A 26,198-nucleotide genomic window follows, 5' to 3' on the forward strand; every position below is an offset into this window, starting at 1 on the left:
AGCCGCTCAGAAGCCGTGCGGCAGCCACGGTGCGACGGCACCGGAGAAGCCGAGCGAGGCCTCCGCGACCGCGCCTTGGCGCAGCTCCCGCACAAGCCCCGCCGCTGCGAGTGAGGCAAGGGACACGCCACCGAGATAGGCCGACCCCAACTCCCGTACGGACAGGGCGAGATCCGCCGAGTCGGTGGTCCGCTCGCAGGACGCCCCCTTCGCGTCACCGGAGAGCCGCCAACGCCCCCCGTTCCAGGGGCAGAAGGCGTCCTCGACCTCGAACACGACGTCCACGGGCGCCTGGTACGTACGCGCCTCGAGCGCGGCCCCCACATCGACGAGCCGTACGTGCAGCGCGTCCCGCAGGCCGAGCCCGCACCGCCGGATGTCGGAGACGAGGTGCTGCCAGGCGTCGTCGACGGGACGGTTACGGGACTTCACCGTCGACGTCAGGTCGATGTCGAACAGGAACCGCCACAGCGCCGCGTACGCAGCCGGGTCCAGCGCCTCCAGATCGCGCAGCTCGATCGTGCCCTTGGGCCCGGCCGCGTCCCACTCCGGCTTGATGAAGTACCGGGCGTAGCCGACCACCTCGCCTTCCCGCTCGGCGAGCACACACTGCAACGGCGACGAGCCCTTCCGCTCGCTCTCCGGGTCGAGCAACGGCAGCCGCTCCCAGCCGGGCAGCCGTGCCATCATCCCGGGCCGGGTCGGCACCTGCCGTGCGTAGACGGCTTCGCACGCATCGCGTACGGCGTCCGCATCAGGTTCGGCGAGGCGCAGTCGTACGTCGTCGGTGCCGGCCGGCGCCATCAGCCGTACCCGGGACGTGTCGATCTCCGCGCGCAGCTGCTGGGTCGCCGCGCCGTAGCCGAAGCGGCCGTATATCACCGGTTCGGAGGCGGTCAGTACGGCCAGCGGCTCGCCCCAGGAGTGGATGTCGTCCAGCTGCCTGCGCTTCATGGACGTCAGCACACCGCGGCGGCGGTGCGTCGCGGCGACGCTCACCATCGTGATGCCGGCCGCCTTCACCGGGGCGCCGCCGGGCACGGTCATACGGAAGCTGAACGCACCCGCCGTGCCCACGCACTCGTCGCCGTCCCAGGCCCCGATGAAGCGGTCGAACTCCGTGAGGCCGTGCCACAGGGATCGCTCCTCGGGCGACTCGTCGACTCCGCCGAAGGCGAGCACGAGCTTTCCGTACCACTCGTCCCATTCTTCCGGCCGGAGCACGCGCACGTCAGTCGTCATATGCCATGCCTACCAGGGCAATCCGGGATCAGCGAGTGGATTTATGTCAGCTCGGGGCGGGCCGCCCACTGCGGCATGCGATCCTCGGGGATCGGACGTTTCTGTGACTTCGGTTCTCGGACGGGGGACAAGTGGGACCTCCCGTGCCAAGTACCAGGTCCGATGGATAGGGTCCCGAACAATGGCAGCAGGACGAGAGCGGCGCGCGGAAGCCGAGACGTTCACGGCCCGGTTGAAGAAGCAACTGCACCGGGTCCGCACAGGGCTGCGCAGATCCGCTGTCGACTACTTCCGCGGGGACGGCTCGGACTGGGTCGCGCTGGCCGGTCTGCTACTGACCATTCCCGTGATCACGGGGGCCACACTCGTCAACTCCGTGTGGTTTTCGCCGGCCGCGCTGGTCCTCCCGATCGTCGCCGGCGGGCTGGTGCTGCGGCCGGCCAGCCTGCTCGGCCTGTACGCGGCCGCCGCCACCGCGCTGATCATCGAGTCCCTGAAACTCGGCCCCTACACGGAGGGGCCGTCCCGGGTGACGCCGGGGACCGTGCTGGTGGTCGCCGCCTGCGGCTTCTTCGGCCTGCTCATCGCGCAGTTCCGCAGCCGGGTGGGGGTGCCGTGGCGACGCGGCGGCACCATGCTGTTCGACCTGCGGGAACGGATCCGGGTCCAGAGCAAGTTGCCGAAGCTGCCGGCGGGTTGGCATCGCGAGATGGCCTTGCGGCCGGCCGGTGGTCAGTCGTTCTCGGGGGACTTCGTGGTGGCCGCCCGTACGAACGGAGGGCGCACGCTCGAGGTCGTACTGACGGACGTGTCCGGCAAGGGCATGGACGCGGGGTCGCGTGCGCTGCTGCTGTCCGGGGCGTTCGGGGGACTGCTCGGCTCGCTGCCGCCGCACGCGTTCCTGCCCGCGGCGAACGGTTACCTGCTCCGGCAGGACTGGGACGAGGGCTTCGCCACATCGATCCACCTCGTCCTGGACCTGGACTCCGGTGACTACGAGCTCTTCTCGGCCGGGCATCCACCGGGGCTGCAGCTCAGCGCGGGGAACGGGCGCTGGGAGGAGAAGTCCGCTGAGGGGCCGTTGCTCGGGGTGTACGACGGGGCTCAGTTCGATCCCGTGAAGGGTACGTTGCGCCCGGGCGACGTTCTGATGCTGTTCACGGACGGCCTGGTCGAGACCTCCGACCGGGACATCGTCGAAGGCATCGACCGCCTCACGGGAGAGGCCGACCGGTATGTGGCGGGCGGCTTCCATGGCGCTGCCTGGCACCTCATCGAGGCGGTGGCGAAGGACGTGAACGACGACCGGGCGCTGCTGCTGATCTGCCGTGAGGGTGCGACGGCGTCGGTCACCGTGTGACCTGTGCGGGGTCAGCCGGCACCGGCGGTCTTCCGTACCGGCCCCTCCGGGGACGGCCACGGTATGTGCCTGACCCGAGTGGCCTGAATCACGCGGACTTGACGCGCCACGTCAGCTCCGCCTTCGTCACCGGACTCTGGACGCAGGTCGGAAGCGCCAACGGCCGGCGCTTCGCGGCACACTCGACGCATGAACGACAATGCCCTGCTGAGCCTCACCGAAGTCGAAGCCATCGCCCGTAACGCACACGCCGCCCAGACCGACAAGGCGGGCCGGCCGTACGCCGAGCACCTTCAGGCGGTGGCCGAGGGGGTACGTGCCCGTGGAGGCGACGACGAACAGATCGCCGCCGCCTGGCTCCACGACGCCGTCGAGGACGATGCCGTCTCGGAGGACTGGCTCCTGCACAAGGCCGCGCTGACCCGGCGTACGAAGGACATCGTCCTGGCCCTCACCAGGCGCCCCGGCGAGCCCCCGGAGTCGTACGCCGAACGCATCCTGGCGACGCCGGGGGCCCTGCTGGTCAAGGAATCCGACCTGGCTCACAACGCGAATCCGGCGAGGCTCGCGGCCCTGGACGAGCCCACGCGGAAGCGACTGGCCCAGAAGTACGCGAGGATGCGCGAACTCCTGGGCCTGGCTTAGGACTTGAGCCTCGTTTTGAGCTGATCCCCTTGGACGGGCCTAGGACCTGGCCCGCCCCCGCGCCAGCTCGGCCGCATCCCGCTTGAACGCCCACTCCATCTTCGGCTCCATCGCGAAGCGGAACATGCGCTGGACGGGCGGGGTGCACAGCAGGGTGACCACGGCGGCGGCGACCAGGGTGACGAAGATCTCGCCGAGCGGCTCATGCAGCCACGTGTAGTCGAACCAGCCCCAGAAACGGCCGCCCTTGACCAGGAAACCGTGCAGCAGATAGCCGTACAGCGTCCCCGCGCCGAGCACCGTGAACCACATCTTGCGACCCGGCACCCAGGAGAAGAAGCAGGCCGTGAGGACCATCGAGCAGCCGAACAGCGCGAGCGTCATCACGACGCCGGCCCACCACGGCGTGCCCAACTCCTGCGCGCTGTCCCGGTGGTAGAACCAGGCCGAGGTCATCCGCGGAGCCGCCCAGTACGCCACGACTAGCGCCGCCGCGAACACCGGCACCGACAGGATCCGGACCTCACGGCGCCGCATCAGCTGGAAGTGCTCGGGCTTCATGAACAGGCCGATGACAAAGAACGGCAGGAACTGCAGCACACGTTGCAGATCCAGGTCGTCGCCGATGTCGGGCGACACGGAGGCGAGAACCGCGATGGCGAGCGCGAGCGGCACCGGCCAGCGAACGACCTTCCACATCGGCGTCGTCAGCCGCCACACGAACAGCGCGACCAGGAACCACGTGAGGTACCAGGGGTCGAGCAGGCTGACCGGATGGCCCGGATCGTCGTCCGCCACCTTCTTGAAGACGGAGTACGCCGCTTCGAAGAGGATGTACGGCACGGCGATGCCCGTCACGAGCCGCTGGAGCCGGTCGGCACGCATGTCGAAACTGCGCGAGAAATAGCCGGAGATGAGGATGAACGCCGGCATGTGGAAGGCGTAGACGACCATGTAGAGCGCCTCGGCGCTGCGGCTGTGGTCGGTCAGCGGTTGCCAGGTGTGACCCATCGCGACGAGCACGATGGCCAGGTACTTGGCGTTGTCGAAGAACGCGTCGCGTTGCTTGGCCGGCCTGGCCTGAGGCGCGGCGGGAGCGGTGTTGGCCTGCGCGGTGTCGCGGGTTCGCGGGCTCGGCATCGCGGACACCGACGACTCCTCCGTCGGCGGGAGCGGAGCCCTCTGTTGGCCGTGTGGGCGGAGCGAGTTCGTCACAGACCCTCCCACCAGGAACTGGGGGAGACGATCCGGGACCTCACTGCGCGTGCGGGGGACGAGGCAGCGGTGAACATCTGAGGCACCCTAGCGTCGCCGACGCGATTTCGTAAAACCCTGGACGTCATTCCTGCTTAACCCTCGCTTATCGCGGGGAGTATGGGGGATTTGAAGAAGCGGGTGACAAGCGAGAGACGAGCGAGAGATAAGCAGGCGACGAAGCCGGCTTGGTGATGCAGAGGTCGACTGATGTGACACGTACGCCTGTTACGTCCCTCTTCATCCCGACTAAATGGTGCATAACACTCGCGGGCGACTCTGGTGAAATGTCCATTGATTGGCGTTTGTTGACACCCTCTCCGAAGCGCTCGCCGGTCCCTCGCTGTGCCTGCGGCAACAATTCGAATTATCCGCGAACAGGATGTGTGGGCACGGCAATGACCATCCTGAATTCGACGTGCGGGAGGCTCCGCGAATTGCCGTACGCGGCACCGCCGTTCATGGCCGCCGAGGAGCGCCGCACAGGTACGGATTGTGCAGGTTCGGCGAGAACGATGGCCGATGATGCTCCACCTTCCGCATAGGCCGGGCCTGTTGGTGGCACGATGGTTCTGCGGGGGTGTGCTGGGCGGCACCCTCGGGCCGGGAGAGCGGACCGACCGTAGGGTGTGATCAGTTGTGGCCATTTCGCTATCAGTTGTGCTGCTGTTGGCGATCGTCCTCGTGGTGTTGATCAGAGGAGGATCGATCAAGGCGGGTCCGGCGATCGTCGCCGTGCTGTTCGGCTTCTTCCTTGCCTCGACGGGCATGGCCGATGACATCCAGCGGTTCCTCAACTCGATAGCGGAGACCCTCAACGAGATCCAATTCTGAGCGAGTTGAGCAGGTACGGCACTTCGTCAGGTACGGGATCGGATCCGGGATGACGAAGACCTGGCAGCTCCGCGAGAGCCGGCCCGGCCCGATCGGAACCGTCCGCCGGGACCGCATCGTCCCCGCCGACGGCCGGCCCGTGCTGCTGCACGGCACCCCGTTCTCCTCGTACGCCCGGCTCTCCTCGTACGCCCGGCTCTCCTGGTACGCCCGGCACGAGATCGCGCCGACGCTCGCCGTGCAGGACCACCGGGTCCACGTCCGGGACATGCCCGGCTACGGCAGCTCGTAGAAGTGCGCGGGCCAGGACGTCTCGCTGAATGCCCAGGCCGAGGTCTTCGAGCAGCTCCCGGCTCCCCTGCCACGAGGCCCTGGTCCGCGAGTACGTCGGCTCCGCGAGCCATCCTCAGGGAATGACCAGCCCGGAAACGCCTCAGGGCCAGGCAGAGGATGTGACCTCTGACCTGGCCCTGAGCCGTGTGGAGCGGGCGACGGGAATCGAACCCGCGTAGCCAGTTTGGAAGACTGGGGCTCTACCATTGAGCTACGCCCGCACAGGACGCGCCGCAGGTCAGTGGACGCGCGGCACTGGAGCATCGTAGCGGGTGGCGCCCTTGGCCGCACATCCCGTTCCGCGTCCGTTCAGGCGCCCACTCAGGCGCCCGCGAAATGCGGGAGCCGCGGTGTCGGCGGGCATGTACCCTACGTGTCGCACCGACGGGGTGTGGCGCAGCTTGGTAGCGCGTCCGCTTTGGGAGCGGAAGGCCGTGGGTTCAAATCCCGCCACCCCGACCATCAGCAGGGACCCGGTGACCGCCGACGGGGACCCGGTCCGGAACCCGACCGGGCTCCCGGGGCCCGCGGCACCGGAAGCTCGCCTTTTGGGGCGTGTACCGCCTGCGGCTACTATGCAAACTGCGCGCCCGTATGTCTGCACTGTTACATCTCACAAGGGCCGCGAATCCGCTGAGGCACCCGCCGCATCCGGCAGAGGTCGACAGCAGAACCCCAAGAAGTCAGCCATCAAGGAGACCGAACCGTGAAGAGCGCCGTGGAGACCCTGAACCCGACCCGGGTTCGGCTCACTGTCGAGGTGCCCTTCGAGGAGCTCAAGGACAGCCTCGACGCGGCGTACAAGAAGATCAACCAGCAGGTCACGGTGAAGGGTTTCCGGAAGGGCAAGATTCCGGCGCGCGTCATCGACCAGCGGTTCGGCCGCGGTGCGGTTCTGGAGGAGGCGGTCAACGACGCGCTTCCGAAGTTCTACACCGACGCGGTCAACAACGCCGAGCTGAACGTGCTCGGCCAGCCCGAGGTCGACATCACGGAGCTGAAGGACGGCGAGACGCTGAACTTCACCGCCGAGGTCGACATCCGCCCGGCCATCGAGATCCCGGACTACTCCGGCATCGAGGTCGAGGTCGACGCCGTCGAGGTCAGCGAGGAGGACGTCGACAAGGCCGTCGAGGAGCTGCGTGAGCGCTTCGCGTCCACCACGCCGGTCGAGCGCGCCGCCGAGGACGGCGACGTCGTGACGATCGACCTGGAGGCCAAGGTCGACGGCGAGGTCCTGGAGGACGGCGTCGCGAACGGCGTCTCCTACACCATCGGCTCCGGTGAGCTGCTGGAGGGCATCGACGACGCCGTGAAGGGCCTGGAGGCCGGTGGCGAGGCCACCTTCACCTCCGAGCTCAAGGGCGGCTCGGCGGCCGGCAAGGAGGCCGAGGTCTCCGTCAAGGTCACCCAGGTCGCCGCGCGTGAGCTTCCCGAGCTGGACGACGACTTCGCGCAGCTCGCCTCCGAGTTCGACACCCTGGAGGAGCTGCGCACGGACAGCCGTAAGCGCCTCGAGAACATGAAGCAGTACGACCAGGCCACGCAGGCCCAGGAGCGCGTCCTGGAGAAGCTGCTGGAGCTGGTCGAGGTGCCCGTCCCCGAGAAGCTCCTCGAGGACGAGATCAACACCCGTAAGCACAACCTCGAGCACCACCAGCTCGGTCAGATGGGCCTGGACCTGCCGCAGTACCTGGAGATCCAGGGCAAGACGGCCGAGGAGTTCGACACCGAGACGCGCGAGGCCGCGGTCAAGGGCATCAAGACCCAGTTCGTCCTCGACGAGCTGGTCAACAAGGAGAAGCTGAACGTCAACCAGGAGGAGCTCACCGAGCACCTCATGCGCCGCGCCGCTTCCTCCGGCATGTCCCCCGACCAGTTCGCCCAGGCCGTCGTAGAGGGCGGCCAGGTCCCGATGCTGGTCGGCGAGGTCGCCCGCGGCAAGGCCCTCGCGGTCGTCGTCGAGGCCGCCACGGTCAAGGACACGAACGGCGAGATCGTGGACCTGGACGACGAGGAGGACGAGGCCGAATCGGCTGCCGCCGAGGGTACGGAGGCGGCGGACGCTTCCGCTGAGGCCTCCGAGGAGAAGCCCGAGGCCTGACGCCTCGCTGTACCTCCAGCAGGCCCCGGACCGCACGAGCGGTCCGGGGCCTGCTGCGCTACGCCCAGGGAAGCGTCCCAAAGGGGCGCGGGGAACTGCGCGGCCAGCCCACAACAAGCCGCACCCGCCGATACACAGCCCGTGGCAGACGCGTCTGCGGCTTTGTGGGGGTTGCTCGCGCGGTTCCCCGCGCCCCTGCGGGGCGGGCCCCGCCAAAATCCCTGCGCAACCAGCGGAGCGCATGCGCTCACAGCGAACAGTTCCCTCCTCGGGATTCCCCGAAGGGACCCGCGCGTTAGGGTCCATGAGTACGAGGGCAGGGGAGTCCCGAAACACCGCCGGACGGCCCCCCGCCCCGGCAGAACACGTGAGACGGCCCCGGCGCCGTCGTTAAGACGAGCAGGTGGATACGTGACGAATCTGATGCCTTCAGCCGCCGGCGAGCCCTCCATCGGTGGTGGCCTCGGCGACCAGGTCTACAACCGGCTGCTCGGTGAGCGGATCATCTTCCTCGGCCAGCCGGTCGACGACGACATTGCGAACAAGATCACCGCACAGTTGCTGCTCCTTGCCGCCGACCCGGACAAGGACATCTTCCTGTACATCAACAGCCCCGGCGGATCGATCACGGCCGGTATGGCGATCTACGACACCATGCAGTACATCCAGAACGACGTGGTGACCATCGCCATGGGCATGGCGGCCTCCATGGGCCAGTTCCTGCTGAGCGCGGGCACCCCGGGCAAGCGCTTCGCCCTGCCGAACGCCGAGATCCTGATCCACCAGCCCTCGGCCGGCCTCGCCGGTTCCGCGTCGGACATCAAGATCCACGCCGAGCGGCTGCTGCACACCAAGAAGCGGATGGCGGAGCTGACCGCCTTCCACACCGGCCAGACCGTGGAGCAGATCACCCGCGACTCGGACCGTGACCGCTGGTTCGACCCGATCGAGGCCAAGGAGTACGGCCTGATCGACGACATCATGCCCACCGCTGCCGGTATGCCGGGCGGCGGCGGCACCGGAGCGGCCTAGTCACGCTCGCGCTCACGGGCAGCCTGTACACGCAGCCCGAGCGCAGCTGACGTAAATAAGCCTTCCGAGCCCCCAGCCGACCGCCTCAGCTCTTTTCAGGCTCCCAGGAGACACAGTGAACGACTTCCCCGGCAGCGGCCTCTACGCCCGCACGGAGGCCGAGTACACCGGCCCCCGCGCGGAGTCCCGCTACGTCATCCCGCGCTTCGTCGAGCGCACCTCGCAGGGCGTGCGCGAGTACGACCCGTACGCAAAGCTCTTCGAGGAGCGCGTGATCTTCCTCGGCGTGCAGATCGACGACGCCTCCGCCAACGACGTCATGGCGCAGCTGCTGTGCCTGGAGTCGATGGACCCCGACCGTGACATCTCGGTCTACATCAACAGCCCCGGCGGCTCCTTCACGGCGCTCACCGCGATTTACGACACAATGCAGTTCGTGAAGCCGGACGTCCAGACGGTCTGCATGGGCCAGGCGGCCTCCGCCGCCGCGATCCTGCTCGCCGCCGGTACGCCCGGCAAGCGCATGGCACTTCCCAACGCCCGTGTGCTGATCCACCAGCCCTACAGCGAGACGGGCCGCGGCCAGGTCTCCGACCTGGAGATCGCGGCGAACGAGATCCTCCGGATGCGTGCCCAGCTGGAGGAACTGCTGGCCAAGCACTCCACCACGCCGATCGAGAAGATCCGCGAGGACATCGAGCGCGACAAGATCCTCACCGCCGAGGACGCGCTCTCGTACGGCCTGATCGACCAGATCATCTCGACCCGGAAGATGAACAACGCCGCGGTCGCGTGACGTAGCGCTGTATCGTCAGCCGCCCCTTGGCACGGTTTGGCGCCGTACGCGTCAAAGTGAACCGCGCCAAGGGGGGCCCGAACGGGGGGCTCGGCAAGGTACCGTCGGACATAAGGCAGCACCAGGAGCCGCTGGACCTAGGCGTCTCCCAGGCGAAGGGGAAGCACACCGTGGCACGCATCGGTGACGGCGGCGATCTGCTCAAGTGCTCGTTCTGTGGCAAGAGCCAGAAGCAGGTCAAGAAGCTCATCGCAGGCCCCGGTGTGTACATCTGCGACGAGTGCATCGATCTCTGCAACGAGATCATCGAGGAAGAGCTCGCCGAAACGAGCGAGGTGAGGTGGGAGGAGCTCCCCAAACCCCGGGAGATCTACGAGTTCCTCGAGGGGTACGTCGTCGGCCAGGAGTCGGCGAAGAAGGCCCTCTCCGTGGCGGTGTACAACCACTACAAGCGGGTCCAGGCCGGTGAGAACGGCGGGAGCCAGAACCGCGACGACGCCATCGAGCTGGCGAAGTCGAACATCCTGCTCCTCGGCCCCACGGGCTCCGGCAAGACGCTGCTCGCCCAGACTCTGGCGCGCATGCTGAACGTCCCGTTCGCCATCGCCGACGCGACGGCACTGACGGAAGCGGGATATGTCGGCGAGGACGTCGAGAACATCCTGCTGAAGCTCATCCAGGCTGCGGACTACGACGTCAAGAAGGCCGAGACCGGGATCATCTACATCGACGAGATCGACAAGGTGGCCCGCAAGAGCGAGAACCCGTCGATCACGAGGGACGTGAGCGGCGAGGGCGTCCAGCAGGCGCTGCTCAAGATCCTTGAGGGCACGACCGCCTCCGTGCCGCCCCAGGGTGGACGCAAGCATCCCCACCAGGAGTTCATCCAGATCGACACGACGAACGTCCTGTTCATCGTGGGCGGCGCCTTCGCCGGCCTGGAGAAGCTCATCGAGTCCCGCGCGGGCGCGAAGGGCATCGGCTTCGGCGCGACGATCCGCTCGAAGCGCGAGCTGGAGGAGAAGGACCAGTTCGAGGACGTCATGCCCGAGGACCTGGTCAAGTTCGGCATGATCCCCGAGTTCATCGGCCGCCTCCCGGTCATCACCTCCGTACACAACCTCGACCGCGAGGCGCTCCTCCAGATCCTCGTCGAGCCGCGCAACGCCCTCGTGAAGCAGTACCAGCGCCTCTTCGAACTCGACGGCGTAGAGCTGGACTTCGAGCGCGAGGCCCTCGAAGCCATCGCCGACCAGGCCATCTTGAGGCAGACCGGCGCCCGCGGCCTGCGCGCCATCATGGAAGAGGTCCTCCAGTCGGTGATGTACGAGGTCCCGTCCCGCAAGGACGTCGGCCGCGTCGTCATCACAGCGGACGTCGTCCTCTCGAACGTCAACCCGACGCTCATCCCACGCGATGCGCGGGGCCGGGGCTCGGGGGAGCAGAAGACGGCGTAGCCGCTCGTACGCGTAGCGAAGGGGCCCCGGCCAACTGGCCGGGGCCCCTTCGTCGTTGAAGCGTCGTTACTACGTAGGTCAGATCTTGACGCGGACTTCCTTGCGGAACTTGGCCGTCTGCTCGGCCGCCGCTTCGAGGTCGGCGCCCTTGCCCGCCAGTGCGTCGGCGATGTTCGCGTTGATGGTGACACCGAGCGTGCTGTGGTCACCCCAGATGCACACCGGCATCCTGATCTCCTTGGGCCCCGCCCCGCCGGTCTCGTCGCCCGGGACCTTGGTCTCCTGGCACTTCAGGATCGCGCCGTCGAGCCCTGCGGGCGTGAAGGCCTTCGGGCTGCCGACGACCTCGCCGTCGCCGTCCTTTCCGGCCTCCTTCTTCATGTCGGCGAACATGGCGTCGACGACCTTCTCCGGGTCCTCGATCTCGCCGTAGACGCCCAGGAACTGGAGGAGCTTCTGCGACAGCGGGTTGCTCTCGTCCCCGGCCGTGTACGCGGCGTTCACGTCCGTGGGGTTCTTCACGCCGGCTTCCTCGGCGGTCTTGATGTCGTCCTCGTTGAAGCTGCTGCTGTCATCGCCTTCGCCGCCCTTCTTGTACTCACCGCTGAGCACCGTCGCCGGCGTAGTCAGCTTGTGCGGGCCGTCGTCCGCCACGTCCGAGGAACCGCCGCCCCCGCCGATCACGAAGTACGCGCCCACCGCGATCGCGGCCACGACCGCCACGGCGCCGATGACGATCCCGGTCTTCTTCTTGCCGCCGCCGGGAGCGGGCGGCTGCGGCATGCCGTAGGGCGGGGGCTGCTGGCCGTACGGCGGCTGCTGGCCGTAGCCGGGCTGCTGGGGCGGAGCACCGGGAGGAGTCTGCTGGGGGTACCCATAGCCGGGCTGCTGCGGAGGAGCCTGCTGCGGGTAGCCATAGCCGGGCTGCGGGGCCTGCGGCTGCTGGCCGTAGGGGCCGGGCTGACCGCCGGGCTGACCGTACGGTCCCGGCTGCTGGGGCTGCCCGCCGTACGGGCCCGGCTGGTTGTAGCTCATTCTGGGTTCCCCTCCAGATACTTATGCGTTCCGAACATCCTGTCGTAAGGAGCGTGCGCGGGGAGCGCTGGGGGTCTGACCGTTACCGAACAATGGAGTTTCAGGACCGCCCCGTAACACCTCTAAACTGACCCCGTGACCGACAACGCTCAGCAGCAGCCGCCAGCCAACACCCCCGAACTGCCGACCCAGTACGCGCCGGCCGAGGTAGAGGGGAAGCTGTACGAGCGCTGGGTGGAGCAGGGTTACTTCGAGGCGGACGCGAAGAGTGAGAAGCCGCCGTACACCGTGGTCATCCCGCCGCCGAATGTCACAGGCAGCCTGCACCTGGGGCACGCCTTCGAGCACACGCTCATCGACGCCCTCACGCGCCGCAAGCGCATGCAGGGGTACGAGACGCTGTGGCAGCCCGGGATGGACCACGCCGGTATCGCCACGCAGAACGTCGTCGAGCGTGAGCTGGGCAAGGAGGGCAAGTCCCGCCACGACCTGGGGCGCGAGGCCTTCGTCGAGCGCGTCTGGCAGTGGAAGGCCGAGTCCGGCGGGCAGATCTCCGGGCAGATGAAGCGGCTCGGTGACGGCGTTGCCTGGTCGCGTGAGCGCTTCACCATGGATGAGGGGCTCTCGGAGGCCGTTCAGACCATTTTCAAGAGGCTGTACGACGACGAATTGATCTACCGCGCCGAGCGCATCATCAACTGGTGTCCCCGGTGCCTCACCGCCATCTCGGACATCGAGGTCGAGTACCGGGACGACGACGGCGAGCTCGTCTCCATGAAGTACGGCGAGGGGGAGGACACGATCGTCGTCGCCACCACCCGTGCCGAGACGATGCTCGGTGACACGGCGGTTGCCGTCCACCCCGGCGACGAGCGGTACAAGCACCTAGTCGGCAAGCTCATCAAGCTGCCGCTGACCGACCGTTCCATCCCGGTCGTGGCGGACGAGCACGTCGACCCCGAGTTCGGCACGGGCGCCGTCAAGGTCACCCCGGCACACGACCCGAACGACTTCGAGATCGGCCAGCGGCACGACCTGCCGGCCATCACGATCATGGACGAGCACGCCGTCATCACCGCACACGGCCCCTTCCAGGGCCAGGACCGGCTGGAGGCACGCTCCGCGATCGTCGCCGCCCTGCGCGCCGAGGGCCGGATCGTCGCCGAGAAGCGGCCGTACGTCCACTCCGTGGGCCACTGCTCGCGCTGCAAGACCACCATCGAGCCGCGCCTGTCCATGCAGTGGTGGGTCAAGGTCGGCCCGCTCGCCAAGGCCGCCGGTGACGCGGTCCGCGACGGCCGGGTCAAGATCCACCCGCAGGAGATGGAGAAGCGGTACTTCGACTGGGTCGACAACCTCCACGACTGGTGCATCTCACGGCAGTTGTGGTGGGGACACCGGATTCCGGTCTGGTACGGCCCGAACGGCGAGGTCGTGTGCGTCGGTCCCGACGACGAGGCCCCGACCGGCGAGGGCTGGACGCAGGACACCGACGTCCTCGACACCTGGTTCTCCTCCGGCCTGTGGCCGTTCTCCACACTCGGCTGGCCCGAACAGACCGACAGCCTCGCGAAGTTCTACCCGAACTCCGTCCTGGTCACCGGCTACGACATCCTCTTCTTCTGGGTCGCCCGGATGATGATGTTCGGCCTGTACGCGATGGACGGCACCCCGCCGTTCCACACCATCGCCCTGCATGGGATGGTCCGCGACCAGTTCGGCAAGAAGATGTCGAAGTCCTTCGGCAACGCGGTCAACCCGCTGGACTGGATGGACAAGTACGGCTCCGACGCCCTGCGCTTCACGCTTGCGCGCGGCGCCAACCCGGGTGTGGACGTGCCGATCGGCGAGGACTGGGTCCAGGGTTCGCGCAACTTCGCCAACAAGATCTGGAACGCCACGCGCTTCGCGCTGATGAACGGCGCCACGATCGAGGGCGAACTGCCGCCAGTCGAGCAGTTGTCGGCCACCGACCGCTGGATCCTGTCCCGGCTGAACGCGACGGTCGCGGAGGTCGACGCCCTCTACGAGGACTACCAGTTCGCCAAGCTGTCGGACGCCCTTTTCCACTTCGCCTGGGACGAGGTCTTCGACTGGTACGTCGAGCTGTCCAAGACGACGTTCAACGCGGGCGGCGCGGCGGCCGACGTCAGCAAGCGGGTCCTCGGTGAGGTCCTGGACGTCACGCTGCGGCTGCTGCACCCGATCGTTCCGTTCGTCACGGAGACCCTGTGGACCACCCTCACGGGCGGCGAGTCCGTCGTGATCGCGGACTGGCCGACCGCTGTGCTTGTTCCTGGGGCTGACGCCCCGGGCGGCTTCCGTGACACGGCGGCCGAGCGCGAGATCGAGACGCTCCAGCAGGTCATCACGGAGGTTCGCCGGTTCCGTGCCGACCAGGGGCTGCAGCCCGGCCAGCGCGTCCCGGCCAGGCTCACGCTCGACGGGACCGCCCTGGCGCCGCACGAGGCGGCCATCCGCCAGCTGCTGCGCCTCCAGCCGGAGGGCGAGGGCTTCGCGGCCACGGCGACGCTGCCGGTAGCGGGCGCGCAGGTCGCGCTGGATCTCTCCGGCACGATCGACGTGGCCGCGGAGCGGAAGCGGCTCGCGAAGGATCTCGCCGCCGCACAGAAGGAACGCCAGCAGGCCGAGGCGAAGCTGGGCAACGAGGCGTTCCTCGCGAAGGCTCCGGAGCAGGTGGTGGACAAGATCCGTACGCGGCTTGCCAAAGCGGGCGAGGACATCGCGCGGATTCAGGCTCAGCTTGAGCGGTTGCCGCAGGGCTAGGCGGTGTTACGTGGTGGAGGGCGCCCGGAGCCGGCAGGATTCGGGCGCCTTTTGCAGGCCCGGCGGCGGGCACCCGGGCCCATGTCGGTCGGGCTCCGTAGACTGGCCCCGTGAGTGAGCTCCCCCCAGACCACAGCAGCGAGCCCGACCCCTTCGACGAGATCGTCGACGCGGAGACGGAGCGCGATCCCGATCTCGCGGTGATCGAGGCCGGCAGCCGTACCCTGCGCGCGCAGGGCGGGCCGCCGGAGGCGGACATTCCCGTGCGGCCGGCCGATCCCGAGGTCGACAAGGCGTTGCGTGAGGTCGAGGCCGAGTTGGCCACGCGGTGGGGTGAGACGAAGCTGGAGCCGTCGATCACGCGGATCGCCGCGCTGATGGACGTACTGGGGGAGCCGCAGCGCTCGTACCCCTCGATCCACATCACGGGGACGAACGGCAAGACGTCCACGGCCCGCATGATCGAGGCGCTGCTCGGCGCCTTCGAACTGCGCACCGGGCGGTACACCTCGCCGCACGTCCAGTCGATCACCGAGCGGATCAGCCTGGACGGCGCGCCGATGGACGCCGAGCGGTTCGTGGAGACGTACCGGGACATTCAGCCGTACGTCGAGATGGTGGACGGACAGCAGGAGTTCCGGCTGTCCTTCTTCGAGGTGCTGACGGGGATGGCGTACGCGGCGTTCGCCGACGCGCCGGTCGATGTGGCCGTCGTCGAGGTGGGCATGGGCGGCAGCTGGGACGCCACGAATGTGATCGACGGTGATGTCGCCGTGGTGACCCCCATCGATCTGGACCACACGGACCGGCTGGGCACCACGCCCGGCGAGATCGCCATCGAGAAGGCGGGCATCGTCAAGCAGGGCGCGACCGTGATTCTGGCGCAGCAGCCGGTCGACGCGGCGCAGGTGATGTTGAAGAAGGCCGTCGAGGTCGATGCGACGGTCGCCCGCGAGGGGCTGGAGTTCGGCGTCGTATCGCGTCAACTGGCTGTCGGCGGGCAGCTGTTGACCTTGCGCGGGCTCGGCGGGGAGTACGAAGAGGTGTTCCTGCCGGTGCACGGCGCGTACCAGGCGCACAACGCGGCCGTCGCGCTCGCCGCGGTGGAGGCGTTCTTCGGTGTGGGCGCGGCGCGGGCCGATCGGCTCGATATCGACACGGTGCGCAAGGCCTTCGCGGCGGTTGCCGCGCCGGGGCGGATGGAGGTCGTGCGGCGGTCGCCGACCGTGGTGCTGGATGCCGCGCACAATCCGGCGGGTGCCAGGGCGACCGCCGAGGGTGTCAGCGAGGTGTTCGACTTCAGCCGGCTGATCGGGGTCGTCGGTATGAGCGGCGACAAGAACGTACGAGGTCTGCTGGAGGCCTTCGAGCCGATCTTCGCCGAGGTGGTGATCACGCAGAACTCCAGCCATCGGGCGATGGACGCGGATGCGCTGGCCGCGCTGGCCGTGGAGGTGTTCGGTGAGGAGCGGGTTCAGGTGGAGCCGCGGCTCGATGACGCTCTGGAGGCCGCGATCACCCTGGCCGAGGAGGAGGGTGAGTATGCGGGTGGGGGCGTTCTCGTCACCGGTTCCGTGATCACCGTGGGTGAGGCCCGGCTGCTGTTGGGGAGGGGCTGAGCTGTGCGTACGCTCTGTGCTTCGACGCTGATCGGTGAGTTCTTCGTGATCGGCTTTGCCGGGCTTGTCGCGATGAAGGATCCCGATCTGTCCATGACCACGGTGTGGACGGTGAGTGGCGTTGCGATGCTGCTGTGTCTGCTGCTGTGTGGTGTGGTGACGCGGCCGGGGGGTGTTCAGCTGGGGTGGGCGCTGCAGATTGCGTTGATCGCGTCCGGGTTTGTCGTGCCGACGATGTTCTTCATGGGGGCGATCTTCGCTGCGCTGTGGTGGGCTTCGGTGCACTATGGGCGGAAGGTGGATGAGGCCAAGGCGCGGTTTGCTGCGCAGGCTGATGCGGAGAGTAAAGCGGCGTAGGCGCCTGCGGCGGGCTTTCCCACCCCCGCCCCTTCCCGACTGAGAGGCTGCGCCCCCAGGCCCGCGCAAGCAGAAGCAGGGTCGTATGTCGGGTGCGGATCCGTCGTGGCTGGTCGCGCAGTTCCCCGCGCCCCTAAAGGGGCCCGGCTCCCTGTAATCTCTGTGAATCCGTACACCTGTTGCCGAAGGAGATCCCACGTGAGCCAGCGCACCCTCGTCCTTCTCAAGCCCGATGCTGTTCGTCGTGGCCTGACCGGCGAGATCATCAGCCGTATTGAGCGCAAGGCCGGCTGGCAGATCACCGCGCTGGAGTTGCGGAACCTGGATCAGGAGACGCTGGAGCTCCATTACGGCGAGCACAAGGGCAAGCCCTTCTACGAGCCTCTGGTCGACTTTATGGCCTCCGGGCCCGTTGTCGCTCTGGTCGTCGAGGGGGAGCGGGTCATCGAGGGTGTGCGTGCGCTCGCGGGGCCTACGGACCCCATCGCTGCGGCTCCTGGTTCCATTCGCGGCGACTTCGGTGTGATCGTCCGCGAGAACCTGATCCACGCCTCGGACTCCGAGGAGTCCGCCGAGCGCGAGATGAAGATCTTCTTCCCCGGTCTGGCTTGATCGCCGACACCCGACCGCGTCTGCTCGCGACACGGCACACCCACCCGGCGTACGCGAAGATTTTCTGACGATGCGTCAACCCTGAGCCGTATCTGACCAGGTCCTGCCGCAGAAAAGCGGCGGGGCCTGGCATATGCGTGGCGATCGGGGGAACGCATGCCTCCATTGGCTCGTCTCCACAAGCGAGGCGGCACATCATCTGCTGACAATGGCGAAGACCCTCGCGCGGTGTTCGGTGCAGGCGAGACTACGATGGAAGCCTTCACGTCACAGCGCTCACCCTCGCCGACCTAACAAGCCATCAAAAGCTCCACTTGGGAAGGCCAGACGAATCCTGATGGGGAACTCAATGTCGTTCATCGGCCGTGACATGGCTGTCGACCTCGGGACCGCCAACACGCTGGTGTACGTCAGGGGTCGAGGGATCGTACTCAACGAGCCGTCCGTCGTCGCGATCAACACCAACACCGGTGGCATCCTCGCGGTGGGTGCCGAAGCGAAGAAGATGATCGGCCGGACTCCCGGCAACATCGTCGCCGTGCGTCCGCTGAAGGACGGTGTCATCGCAGACTTCGAGATCACCGAGCGGATGCTCCGCTACTTCATTCTGAAGATCCACAAGCGGCGGTATCTCGCCCGTCCTCGTGTTGTCGTCTGTGTGCCCTCCGGGATCACGGGCGTTGAGCGGCGCGCCGTCATCGAGGCTTCCTCGCAGGCCGGCGCCCGCCAGGTGCACATCATCGAGGAGCCGATGGCTGCGGCCATCGGCTCCGGACTGCCGGTCCACGAGGCCACGGGCAACATGGTGGTGGACATCGGCGGCGGCACCACCGAGGTCGCGGTCATCTCGCTCGGCGGAATCGTCACGGCGCAGTCCATCCGCGTCGCGGGCGACGAACTGGACAACGCGATCATCCAGCACATCAAGAAGGAGTACAGCCTGCTTCTTGGTGAACGGACGGCCGAGCAGATCAAGATCACCATCGGCTCGGCGTACGACCTCGACGCTGACGAGCACACCGAAATCCGCGGCCGGGACCTGGTCTCCGGTCTGCCGAAGACCGTCGTCATCTCCGCCGCCGAAGTGCGCAAGGCGATCGAGGAGCCGGTCAACGCGATCGTCGACGCGGTCAAGACCACGCTCGACAAGTGTCCTCCGGAGTTGTCCGGTGACGTCATGGACCGCGGGATCGTTCTCACCGGCGGCGGCGCGTTGCTGCGAGGGCTCGACGAGCGGCTGCGGCGCGAGACCGGCATGCCGATCCATATCGCCGAGGACCCGCTGGACAGTGTGGCGCTCGGTTCCGGCAAGTGCGTGGAGGAGTTCGAGGCGCTCCAGCAGGTGCTCGACGCCCAGCCCCGCAGATGACGCAACTCTTCGATTCCGCCGTACGAGACGATCTCTTCTCGTGCGGCGGAGCGTTGATATAGAGGCATAAGCTCCCCCATAGCGCCCCGGCCGAGGGGAGCCCCACACGAATCCGACGAGGAAGGCACGGCCGCCGCACGTGAGGGACACACGAGAGAGCCGGCTGCTCCTGGTGCTGCTGATCGCCATCGCGTTCGCTTTGATCACGGTGGACATCCGCGGCGGTGAGGACTCGCCCGTCGACGGGGCCCGCTCGGCCGCCGCCACGGTCTTCGGCCCGATCGAGAACGGGGTGTCCTCCGCGGTCGACCCCGTCGGCAACGCGATCGCAGCGGTCCGCGACTCCGGCGACCGGCACGACCGTATCGCCCAACTGGAGCGGGACAACGCCGCGTTGAAGGCGAAGCTGGGCAGCGACGACCGTAACCGCAGCCGGCTGAAGCAGCTCGACAAGATCCTCAAGACGGCGGGCGCCGGGCAGTACGGCATCAAGGGAGCCGAGGTCATCGCGATAGGAGCGGCCCAGGGCTTCTCCTGGACCGTCACCATCGACGTCGGCGCGAACGACGGCATCCAGCGCGACATGACCGTCCTGAACGGGGATGGGCTCGTCGGGCGGGTGACGACTGTCGGGCCCAACACCGCCACCGTGCTCCTCGCCAGCGACCCGGACTTCACGGTCGGTGCGCGCATGGAGTCCACCGACGAACTCGGCTTCGCCTCCGGCCAGGGCGACCGGCCGCTGCGTGTGGAGATGCTCAACGGCAAGGCCAAGATCAAGAAGGGGGACCGTCTCGTCACCTTCGGGTCCCAGGCCGACAAGCCGTTCGTTCCCGGTGTCCCCGTCGGTGTCGTCTCCCGCGTCGACCCCTCCGGCGGCGATCTGACCCGCACCATCTACGTCGAGCCGTACGTCGGTTTCAGCAAGCTCGATGTCGTCGGCGTGGTCACCCAGGCCCCGCCCAGGGACCCGCGCGACCAGGTGCTGCCGCCCAAACCCAAGCCGACCCCCAGGCCGACGGTGACCGTGACGGTCACCCCCTCGGCCGGAGCGCCCGCCGACGGCCTGCCCCAACAGCAGCAAGAGCAGTAGGAGCTGAACCGTATGCGCTTCAACCGAATGCTGCTCTCCGCCACCTTGGTGATCGTCGCCCTGGTGGTCCAGGTGACCATCCTCGCCCGCCTCCAACTCCCGGGCGCAGTACCGGACTTGCTGCTGCTCACCGTCCTCGGCCTCGCCCTGGTGTACGGCCATGTCGGCGGCGCCCTCGTCGGCTTCGGCGCCGGACTGCTCGTCGACCTCGCGCCACCCGCCGACCACGCCGCCGGGCGCTACGCGCTCGTGCTGTGCGTCATCGGCTACCTCGCGGGGCTCGCCAAGCCCGACAACGGCCAGATCAGATCCGCGACCGGCCCGATGGTCGTGGTCGTCGCCTCGGCGATCGGATCCACGCTCCTGTACGCGGGAGTCGGGGCCCTCGTCGGTGACACCGCCGCGCGTCATGTGGGCCTGGGCAGTCTGCTGTTCACGGCCGCGTTGTACGACCTGCTGCTCGCGCCCTTCGTGGTGCCCGGGATCATGGCGCTGGCGCGCCGCGCCGACAACGACCCACTCGCCGAGGCCACCTCCGCCAAGGCGAGCGACGTCTCCTCCGGCTGGCTGTCCTCCTCCGGCGGCACGGGGCTGCGCCTCGGCGGTCAGCGTGGTGGGCTCCGTACGAAGTCCCAGGGCGGGCTCCGTACGAAGTCCGCGGGCGGGCTCCGGATGAAGTCCGCGGGCGGGCTCCGGATGAAGTCCGTGAAGAACCGGGTGGCCCGGGCCGGACGCATCAAGGGGGTCAAGCGGCTGTGAGCGCAGCGGAAGTTGGCGGGTCCGTCTCACCTCGGTGGTCTCACAGGTCCGTCGTATATGACACATACACGCACTGAGAGGGGGAAGCAGCAGTGACCAACATCCCCGAGACCGGGCGGACCCCACGCGTCCAGATTCGGCTCGTTGTCATCCAGATTCTCGTCTTCTCCCTCCTCGCCACCCTCGGCGGACGCCTCTGGTACCTCCAGATCCGCGAAGGCGACGCCTACGCCAAGGAAGCGTCCGGGAACCACGTTCAGCAGGTCGTGAGCCCGGCCGTGCGCGGGTCGATTCTCGACGCGCGCGGCGTGCCGATCGCCGACAACGAGACGCGGCTCGTGGTCTCCGCCTCGCGTACCGATCTGCTGAAGATGAACGACGACGGCGAGGCGGTGCTCACCAAGCTCGCCGGTGTCCTCGGCATGAAGCCCAAGGACGTCATGGACAAGGTGCGGCTGTGCGACTCCAAGACGCCGCAGCCCTGCTGGAACGGCTCGCCCTACCAGCCGATCCCCATCACCGACGAGGCCACCGCCAAGCAGGCCCTCCAGATCCGTGAACGCTCCGAGGACTTCCCCGGCATCACCGCCGAACCCCAGGCCGTACGCCGCTACGCGAGCCCCGGCGACGCCAACACCGCGCAGGTGCTCGGCTATCTCTCGCCCGTCACGGACGAGGAGATCACCAAAGCCGAGGACACCAACTCCCCGTACCTGCGCTCCGACATGGTCGGCCGCTCGGGCCTGGAGCGCCAGTACGACCGGCAGCTGCGCGGCAAGGCCGGCGTCACCCGCTACGAGGTCGACAACCTCGGCCGCGTCATGGGCGAGGCCCAGAGCGACCCGGCCGAGCCCGGCGCCAACCTCGTCACCAGCATCGACGCCCGCGTCCAGCGCGTCGCCGAGTACGAGCTGAACAAGGCGATGAAGGACGCCCGCAAGGAGTTCGACAAGAACACCGGCGAAAACTACAAGGCGGACTCCGGCGCCGTCGTGGTGATGGAGTCCAAGACGGGCCGCATCGTCTCCATGGCGTCCAACCCGGCGTACGACCCGAACGCCTGGGTCGGCGGCATCTCCGCCAAGGACTACGCGCGCCTCACCGGCAAGAAGTCCAACTACCCGCTGCTGAACCGGGCGATCCAGGGCCAGTCCGCCCCCGGCTCCGTCTTCAAGGTCATCCCGACGGCCGCCGCGATCAAGGCCGGCTACTCCTTCGACGGCCCGTACCAGTGCTCCAGCTCGTACAACATCGGCAGCCAGGTCTTCAAGAACTTCGAGTCCAAGGGGTACGGCCCGATCTCGCTGGGCCGCGCGCTCGAGGTCTCCTGCGACACCGTCTTCTACCGGCTCTCCCACGAGGAGTGGAAGCGGGACGGCGGCAACAAGCCGAAGAAGAACGCCAAGGACTGGTTCTACAAGACGGCGCACCAGTTCGGCCTCGGCAAGGAGACCGGCATCGACCTGCCGAACGAGGTCACAGGGCGTGTCCCCGACCGCCAGTGGAAGCAGGCCTACTGGAAGGCCAACAAGGACTCCTGGTGCAAGACCGGCAAGAAGAACGGCGACTACGCCGAGCGCATCGCGTACGAGAACTGCCTCGAAGGCAACAGGCTGCGCGCCGGTGACTCCGTCAACTACTCCATCGGCCAGGGCGACACCCTCGTCACCCCGATCCAGATGGCCACCATCTACTCGGCGATCTCCAACGGCGGCACCTTGTACGACCCGACCGTCGGCAAGGCGATCGTCAGCGCCGACGGCAAGAGCGTCCAGGAGATCGCCCCGAAGCCGCACGGCAAGCTGCCGATGTCGAAGCAGACGCTCAGCGAGATAGACCAAGCCCTCGAGGGAGTCGCCACCCGCGGTACGGCCGCCTGGCGCTTCGCCGATGTCGGCTGGCCGCAGGACAAGATCCCGATGCACGCCAAGACGGGTACCGCCGAGGTCTATGGCAAGCAGACCACCTCGTGGTTCACCACGTACACCGAGGACTACACCGTCATCATGACCATCTCCCAGGGTGGTACGGGCTCCGGCGCCTCCGGCCCCGCCGTGCGCAACATCTACGACGCGCTGTACGGCGTCTCCGACGACGGCAAGATCGACAGGAAGAAGGCCCTGCTGCCCGAGCCGCAGAAGAGCCTGCCGAAGATCCAGCCGGACGGTTCGATCGACGCCCCGAAGATCAAGAAGTATGTGCCGCAGGAGGAGCAGGCGGCCGAGAGCCAGCAGGCGGCGACCGGTGACGACCCGGCCGCCACGGCGCCCTCGCCGAACACCGGCACCAACCGCGACACCCGACGGCGCGATGCCCGACCGGGCACCGACCGCCGCAGGAAGAGGCGGAGGAGCACCACATGACCGGCGCCAACGGCTTCTCCGTCTCCGGCTACGGGCCCCAACGCTCCACCTGGGCACGCCTGTTCGCCCGCGACTCGCTGGCGCGCCGCCTCGACTGGCCGATACTGCTCTCGGCCATCGCCCTCTCCGTGATCGGCGCGGCCCTCGTCCACTCGGCGACCCGCAACCGCACCGAGCTCAACCAGGGCGACCCGTACTACTTCCTGTTCCGCCACCTGCTCAACACGGGCATCGGCTTCGCCCTGATGATTGGCACCGTCTGGCTCGGCCATCGCACGCTGCGTGGGGCCGTGCCGATCCTGTACGGCATCTCGGTGTTCCTGATCCTGCTGGTGCTGACCCCGCTCGGCGCCACGATCAACGGCTCGCACGCGTGGATCAAGCTGCCCGGCGGATTCTCGCTGCAGCCCTCCGAGTTCGTGAAGATCACGATCATCCTCGGTATGGCGATGCTGCTGGCCGCGCGGGTCGACGCAGGTGACAAGCCCTACCCCGACCATCGCACGGTCCTGCAGTCCCTGGGCCTGGCCACCGTACCGATACTGATCGTCCTGCTCATGCCCGACCTCGGCTCGGTCATGGTCATGGTCATGGTCGTGCTCGGCGTACTGCTCGCCTCCGGCGCCTCCAACCGCTGGGTGTTCGGCCTCATGGGCACGGGTGCCGCGGGCGCGATCGCGGTCTGGCAGCTCGGGATCCTCGACGAGTACCAGATCAACCGCTTCGCCGCCTTCGCCAACCCCGAACTCGACCCGGCCGGCGTCGGCTACAACACCAACCAGGCCCGCATCGCGATCGGTTCGGGCGGACTGTTCGGCACCGGGCTGGGCAACGGCTCGCAGACCACCGGCCAGTTCGTCCCCGAACAGCAGACCGACTTCGTCTTCACGGTCGCGGGCGAGGAGTTGGGCTTCATCGGCGCCGGCTTGATCATCCTGTTGCTGGGCATCGTCCTGTGGCGCGCCTGCCGTATCGCCCGCGAGACGACCGAGCTGTACGGCACGATCGTCGCCGCCGGGATCATCGCCTGGTTCGGGTTCCAGTCCTTCGAGAACGTGGGCATGACGCTGGGGATCATGCCGGTGGCCGGACTGCCGCTGCCCTTCGTGTCGTACGGGGGGTCGTCGATGTTCGCGGTGTGGGTGGCTGTGGGGTTGCTGCAGTCGATCCGGGTGCAGCGGCCCATGTCGGCGTAGGCGCTCCGCTGGGAGGGGCGGTTCGAAGCTGCGGGTTCGTTGTGGCTGGTCGCTCCCCCCACTCCCGGCTTCTCCCCACTCTCGGCTTCGCTCGAGCGGGGGACCCCATGAGCGGGGGTACCCCCATCGCGGCGGAGCCGCAATTGTCACAGCCCCGCGCCCCTAAGAGGCCTGCGGCCTCCTCAGGGGCGCGGTAGCGCACCCGACTAGGCAGGTAACGTCCATGAGAACGTTAAATGTTTCTCAGATGGCGAGTACATGCCCTTTGAGGGCTGCCCGCGATGCGGAATCGTGACTAGATTCAGTCCATGGCGGACACAAAGCGGGAGATCGAGCGCAAGTACGAAGCCGGTGACCGTGCGGGGCTTCCCGATCTGAGCGGCGTGAGCGGTGTCGCGAGCGTCATGGACAAGGGCCTCGCCGAACTCGACGCGACGTACTACGACACGGCCGACCAGCGGCTCGCCGCGGCGTCCATCACACTGCGCCGCCGTACGGGAGGCGATGACGCGGGCTGGCATCTGAAGCTGCCGGTCTCCGACGGCGTACGCGACGAGATCCGCGCCCCGCTGTCCGACGCCCTGCCCCGCAGCCTCGCCGGACTCGTCCGCTCCCGAGTACGCGACGCCGAACTGCTCCCCCTCGTACGGCTCCAGTCCGCGCGCGACGTCAGCCACCTCGTCGACGCCTCCGGCGGTCTGCTCGCCGAGGTCAGCGTCGACCGCGTACACGCCGAGCGGCTCAGCGGCGGCGACGGGAGCACCGACTGGACCGAGATCGAGGTGGAGCTGGCCGACGACGGCGACCCCGCCTTCCTCGACAAGGTCGAGAAGAAGCTCCGCAAGGCCGGGATCAGCCGCTCCAAGTCCGCCTCCAAACTGGCCAGAGCGCTGGTGGAGACCGGGGAACCGGTCGAGGCCGGGAAGGCCGGGACGGCTGGGAAGGCCGGGTCTGCCAAGCAGACCAAGCAGACCAAGCAGGCCAAGCAGGCCGGTCGCAAGAAGTCCAAGGCCGCCGTCACCGAGCCCGTCGTCATCCAGGAACCCGAGCCGCCCACCGCGGGCGATCACGTCCTCGCGTACATACGCGCCCAGCGGGACGCGATCGTCGAACTCGACCCGGCCGTACGGCGCGACGTATTCGACTCCGTGCACCGGATGCGCGTCGCCACCCGCCGGCTGCGCAGCAGCTTCCGCTCGTACGGGAAGGTCCTGGACCGGGCCGTCACCGACCCGATCGGTGATGAACTCAAGTGGCTGGCCGGGGAGTTGGGCGTCGACCGCGACCAGGAGGTGCTGACCGAGCGGCTGACGGCGGCTCTCGACGAGCTGCCGCGCCCCCTGTTCGCGGGCCCCGTCCGCACTCGCCTGCGCACCTGGTCGCACGCCCGGCGCGGCGGTTCGCGCCGCCGGCTGATCGCGGTACTGGACGGAAAGCGGTACCTGGACCTGCTTGCCACCCTCGACTCCCTGGTCGCCGGACCGCCGCTCCTCAAGGCCGCCGCGGGCCCGCCCGACAGGGTGATCGGCAAGGCCGTCCGCAGCGACTTCGCGAAGCTGTCCGCCCTGGTCGTCGATGCCGTCGACGCACCCCCCGGCACGGACCGCGACCTGGCGATCCACGAGGCCCGCAAGAAGGCCAAGCGCACGCGGTACGCGGCGGAGGCAGCCACCAAGGCGCTCGGCGAGACCGCCGTCGACCTGGTCAGATCGATGAAGTCCCTCCAGGGCCTCCTCGGCGACCACCAGGACAGCGTGATGACCCGCCTCTGCCTGCGCGACCTCGCCACCCAGGCGCACGCGGCGGGCGAGAGTTCCTTCACGTACGGGGTGCTCTACGGCAGGGAGGAGCAGCGCGCGGCGGACGTCGAGCGGGCGCTGCCGGAGGCCTGGGAGGCGATCTTCGCGGCGGCCCGGGGGCTCGTGGGGACGCGTTAGTCTTGAGGGTCCCC

General features: G+C 68.0%; 21 protein-coding genes and 2 tRNA genes. 19 read left to right on the forward strand and 4 right to left on the reverse strand.

Annotated elements, in window-relative coordinates:
* Positions 1-6 precede the first annotated feature (6 nt).
* Positions 7-1,242: a GNAT family N-acetyltransferase gene (locus ABD357_RS41850; RefSeq protein ID WP_344396813.1), complete on the reverse strand. Its 1,236-nt coding sequence runs from the start codon at positions 1,240-1,242 to the stop codon at positions 7-9.
* 181 nt (positions 1,243-1,423) lie between these two features.
* Here ABD357_RS41850 and ABD357_RS41855 point away from each other — a divergent pair, with 181 nt between their 5' ends.
* Together ABD357_RS41855 and ABD357_RS41860 are read left to right on the forward strand one after the other, a co-directional pair.
* Positions 1,424-2,602, forward strand: a complete 1,179-nt coding sequence (locus ABD357_RS41855; protein ID WP_344396814.1) for a SpoIIE family protein phosphatase — start codon at positions 1,424-1,426, stop codon at positions 2,600-2,602.
* 189 nt (positions 2,603-2,791) lie between these two features.
* Entirely contained in the window at positions 2,792-3,247 is a 456-nt protein-coding gene (locus tag ABD357_RS41860) for an HD domain-containing protein (RefSeq protein WP_344396815.1), read from the forward strand.
* Between the two features lie 39 nt (positions 3,248-3,286).
* On the opposite strand, the gene ABD357_RS41865 is transcribed toward ABD357_RS41860, so the two are convergent.
* Entirely contained in the window at positions 3,287-4,387 is a 1,101-nt protein-coding gene (locus ABD357_RS41865) for an acyltransferase family protein (RefSeq protein WP_425585236.1), read from the reverse strand.
* Positions 4,388-5,140: 753 nt separating this feature from the next.
* Between ABD357_RS41865 and ABD357_RS41870 the strand changes: the two genes are divergently transcribed.
* Together ABD357_RS41870 and ABD357_RS41875 are read left to right on the forward strand one after the other, a co-directional pair.
* Positions 5,141-5,335 (forward strand): hypothetical protein, encoded by a 195-nt coding sequence (locus tag ABD357_RS41870; RefSeq protein ID WP_344396817.1) that lies wholly within the window; start codon positions 5,141-5,143, stop codon positions 5,333-5,335.
* 49 nt (positions 5,336-5,384) lie between these two features.
* Complete coding sequence (locus tag ABD357_RS41875; protein ID WP_425585228.1) at positions 5,385-5,627, forward strand: alpha/beta fold hydrolase family protein; 243 nt, start codon at positions 5,385-5,387, stop codon at positions 5,625-5,627.
* Between the two features lie 188 nt (positions 5,628-5,815).
* On the opposite strand, the gene ABD357_RS41880 is transcribed toward ABD357_RS41875, so the two are convergent.
* Positions 5,816-5,889: transfer RNA gene (locus tag ABD357_RS41880), tRNA-Gly, on the reverse strand.
* Positions 5,890-6,053: 164 nt separating this feature from the next.
* Between ABD357_RS41880 and ABD357_RS41885 the strand changes: the two genes are divergently transcribed.
* From ABD357_RS41885 to clpX, 5 genes are all read left to right on the forward strand, one after another.
* Positions 6,054-6,130 (forward strand) — tRNA-Pro (locus tag ABD357_RS41885).
* 244 nt (positions 6,131-6,374) lie between these two features.
* Positions 6,375-7,772, forward strand: a complete 1,398-nt coding sequence (tig, locus tag ABD357_RS41890) for a trigger factor (protein ID WP_344396818.1) — start codon at positions 6,375-6,377, stop codon at positions 7,770-7,772.
* Between the two features lie 423 nt (positions 7,773-8,195).
* On the forward strand, positions 8,196-8,804 hold the full coding sequence (locus tag ABD357_RS41895) for an ATP-dependent Clp protease proteolytic subunit (protein WP_119103789.1): 609 nt from the start codon (positions 8,196-8,198) through the stop codon (positions 8,802-8,804).
* A 115-nt stretch (positions 8,805-8,919) separates the two neighbouring features.
* Complete coding sequence (locus ABD357_RS41900; RefSeq protein WP_033328039.1) at positions 8,920-9,600, forward strand: ATP-dependent Clp protease proteolytic subunit; 681 nt, start codon at positions 8,920-8,922, stop codon at positions 9,598-9,600.
* A 170-nt stretch (positions 9,601-9,770) separates the two neighbouring features.
* Positions 9,771-11,057 carry an ATP-dependent Clp protease ATP-binding subunit ClpX gene (clpX, locus tag ABD357_RS41905; RefSeq protein WP_344396820.1) on the forward strand — a complete coding sequence of 429 codons (1,287 nt, stop codon included), beginning with the start codon at positions 9,771-9,773 and terminating at the stop codon, positions 11,055-11,057.
* A 78-nt stretch (positions 11,058-11,135) separates the two neighbouring features.
* Here clpX and ABD357_RS41910 read toward each other — a convergent pair whose 3' ends face one another.
* Positions 11,136-12,092, reverse strand: coding sequence for a hypothetical protein (locus ABD357_RS41910; RefSeq protein WP_344396821.1), 957 nt, complete (start codon positions 12,090-12,092; stop codon positions 11,136-11,138).
* A 135-nt stretch (positions 12,093-12,227) separates the two neighbouring features.
* Here ABD357_RS41910 and ABD357_RS41915 point away from each other — a divergent pair, with 135 nt between their 5' ends.
* The 10 genes from ABD357_RS41915 (at position 12,228) to ABD357_RS41960 (ending at position 26,184) form a co-directional block, all read left to right on the forward strand.
* Positions 12,228-14,879: a valine--tRNA ligase gene (locus ABD357_RS41915; protein ID WP_344396822.1), complete on the forward strand. Its 2,652-nt coding sequence runs from the start codon at positions 12,228-12,230 to the stop codon at positions 14,877-14,879.
* Positions 14,880-14,989: 110 nt separating this feature from the next.
* The gene (folC, locus tag ABD357_RS41920) at positions 14,990-16,498 is read left to right on the forward strand and encodes a bifunctional tetrahydrofolate synthase/dihydrofolate synthase (RefSeq protein ID WP_344396824.1); all 1,509 of its coding nucleotides are present in this window, start codon (positions 14,990-14,992) and stop codon (positions 16,496-16,498) included.
* Positions 16,499-16,501: 3 nt separating this feature from the next.
* A complete protein-coding gene (locus tag ABD357_RS41925) occupies positions 16,502-16,855 on the forward strand; it encodes a DUF4233 domain-containing protein (RefSeq protein ID WP_344396826.1) in 354 nt (117 codons plus the stop codon).
* Positions 16,856-17,053: 198 nt separating this feature from the next.
* On the forward strand, positions 17,054-17,467 hold the full coding sequence (gene ndk / locus ABD357_RS41930; RefSeq protein ID WP_344396828.1) for a nucleoside-diphosphate kinase: 414 nt from the start codon (positions 17,054-17,056) through the stop codon (positions 17,465-17,467).
* Between the two features lie 349 nt (positions 17,468-17,816).
* Positions 17,817-18,836, forward strand: coding sequence for a rod shape-determining protein (locus ABD357_RS41935; RefSeq protein ID WP_028802628.1), 1,020 nt, complete (start codon positions 17,817-17,819; stop codon positions 18,834-18,836).
* Between the two features lie 139 nt (positions 18,837-18,975).
* Positions 18,976-19,929, forward strand: a complete 954-nt coding sequence (gene mreC / locus ABD357_RS41940) for a rod shape-determining protein MreC (RefSeq protein ID WP_344396829.1) — start codon at positions 18,976-18,978, stop codon at positions 19,927-19,929.
* Between the two features lie 12 nt (positions 19,930-19,941).
* Positions 19,942-20,688 (forward strand): rod shape-determining protein MreD, encoded by a 747-nt coding sequence (gene mreD, locus ABD357_RS41945; protein ID WP_344396830.1) that lies wholly within the window; start codon positions 19,942-19,944, stop codon positions 20,686-20,688.
* A 92-nt stretch (positions 20,689-20,780) separates the two neighbouring features.
* Entirely contained in the window at positions 20,781-23,051 is a 2,271-nt protein-coding gene (gene mrdA / locus ABD357_RS41950) for a penicillin-binding protein 2 (RefSeq protein ID WP_344396831.1), read from the forward strand.
* Entirely contained in the window at positions 23,048-24,247 is a 1,200-nt protein-coding gene (gene rodA / locus ABD357_RS41955) for a rod shape-determining protein RodA (RefSeq protein WP_344396832.1), read from the forward strand. The genes mrdA and rodA overlap by 4 nt, the downstream gene beginning before the upstream one ends.
* A gap of 308 nt (positions 24,248-24,555) precedes the next feature.
* The gene (locus ABD357_RS41960; protein WP_344396833.1) at positions 24,556-26,184 is read left to right on the forward strand and encodes a CYTH and CHAD domain-containing protein; all 1,629 of its coding nucleotides are present in this window, start codon (positions 24,556-24,558) and stop codon (positions 26,182-26,184) included.
* Positions 26,185-26,198 lie beyond the last annotated feature (14 nt).

The organism is Streptomyces vastus, assembly GCF_039532825.1.
In the GTDB taxonomy this organism is placed as follows: Bacteria; Actinomycetota; Actinomycetes; order Streptomycetales; family Streptomycetaceae; genus Streptomyces; species Streptomyces vastus.

Excerpts from the sequence above, each read along its gene's own strand:
- ABD357_RS41865 (WP_425585236.1), bottom strand. The coding sequence starts at position 4,387 with ATGCCGAGCCCGCGAACCCGCGACACCGCGCAGGCCAACACCGCTCCC.
- ABD357_RS41895 (WP_119103789.1), top strand. The coding sequence starts at position 8,196 with ATGCCTTCAGCCGCCGGCGAGCCCTCCATCGGTGGTGGCCTCGGCGAC.
- ABD357_RS41855 (WP_344396814.1), top strand. The coding sequence starts at position 1,424 with ATGGCAGCAGGACGAGAGCGGCGCGCGGAAGCCGAGACGTTCACGGCC.
- rodA (WP_344396832.1), top strand. The coding sequence starts at position 23,048 with ATGACCGGCGCCAACGGCTTCTCCGTCTCCGGCTACGGGCCCCAACGC.
- ABD357_RS41860 (WP_344396815.1), top strand. The coding sequence starts at position 2,792 with ATGAACGACAATGCCCTGCTGAGCCTCACCGAAGTCGAAGCCATCGCC.
- ABD357_RS41875 (WP_425585228.1), top strand. The coding sequence starts at position 5,385 with ATGACGAAGACCTGGCAGCTCCGCGAGAGCCGGCCCGGCCCGATCGGA.
- mreD (WP_344396830.1), top strand. The coding sequence starts at position 19,942 with ATGCGCTTCAACCGAATGCTGCTCTCCGCCACCTTGGTGATCGTCGCC.
- ABD357_RS41910 (WP_344396821.1), bottom strand. The coding sequence starts at position 12,092 with ATGAGCTACAACCAGCCGGGCCCGTACGGCGGGCAGCCCCAGCAGCCG.
- ABD357_RS41960 (WP_344396833.1), top strand. The coding sequence starts at position 24,556 with ATGGCGGACACAAAGCGGGAGATCGAGCGCAAGTACGAAGCCGGTGAC.
- ABD357_RS41850 (WP_344396813.1), bottom strand. The coding sequence starts at position 1,242 with ATGACGACTGACGTGCGCGTGCTCCGGCCGGAAGAATGGGACGAGTGG.
- ABD357_RS41935 (WP_028802628.1), top strand. The coding sequence starts at position 17,817 with ATGTCGTTCATCGGCCGTGACATGGCTGTCGACCTCGGGACCGCCAAC.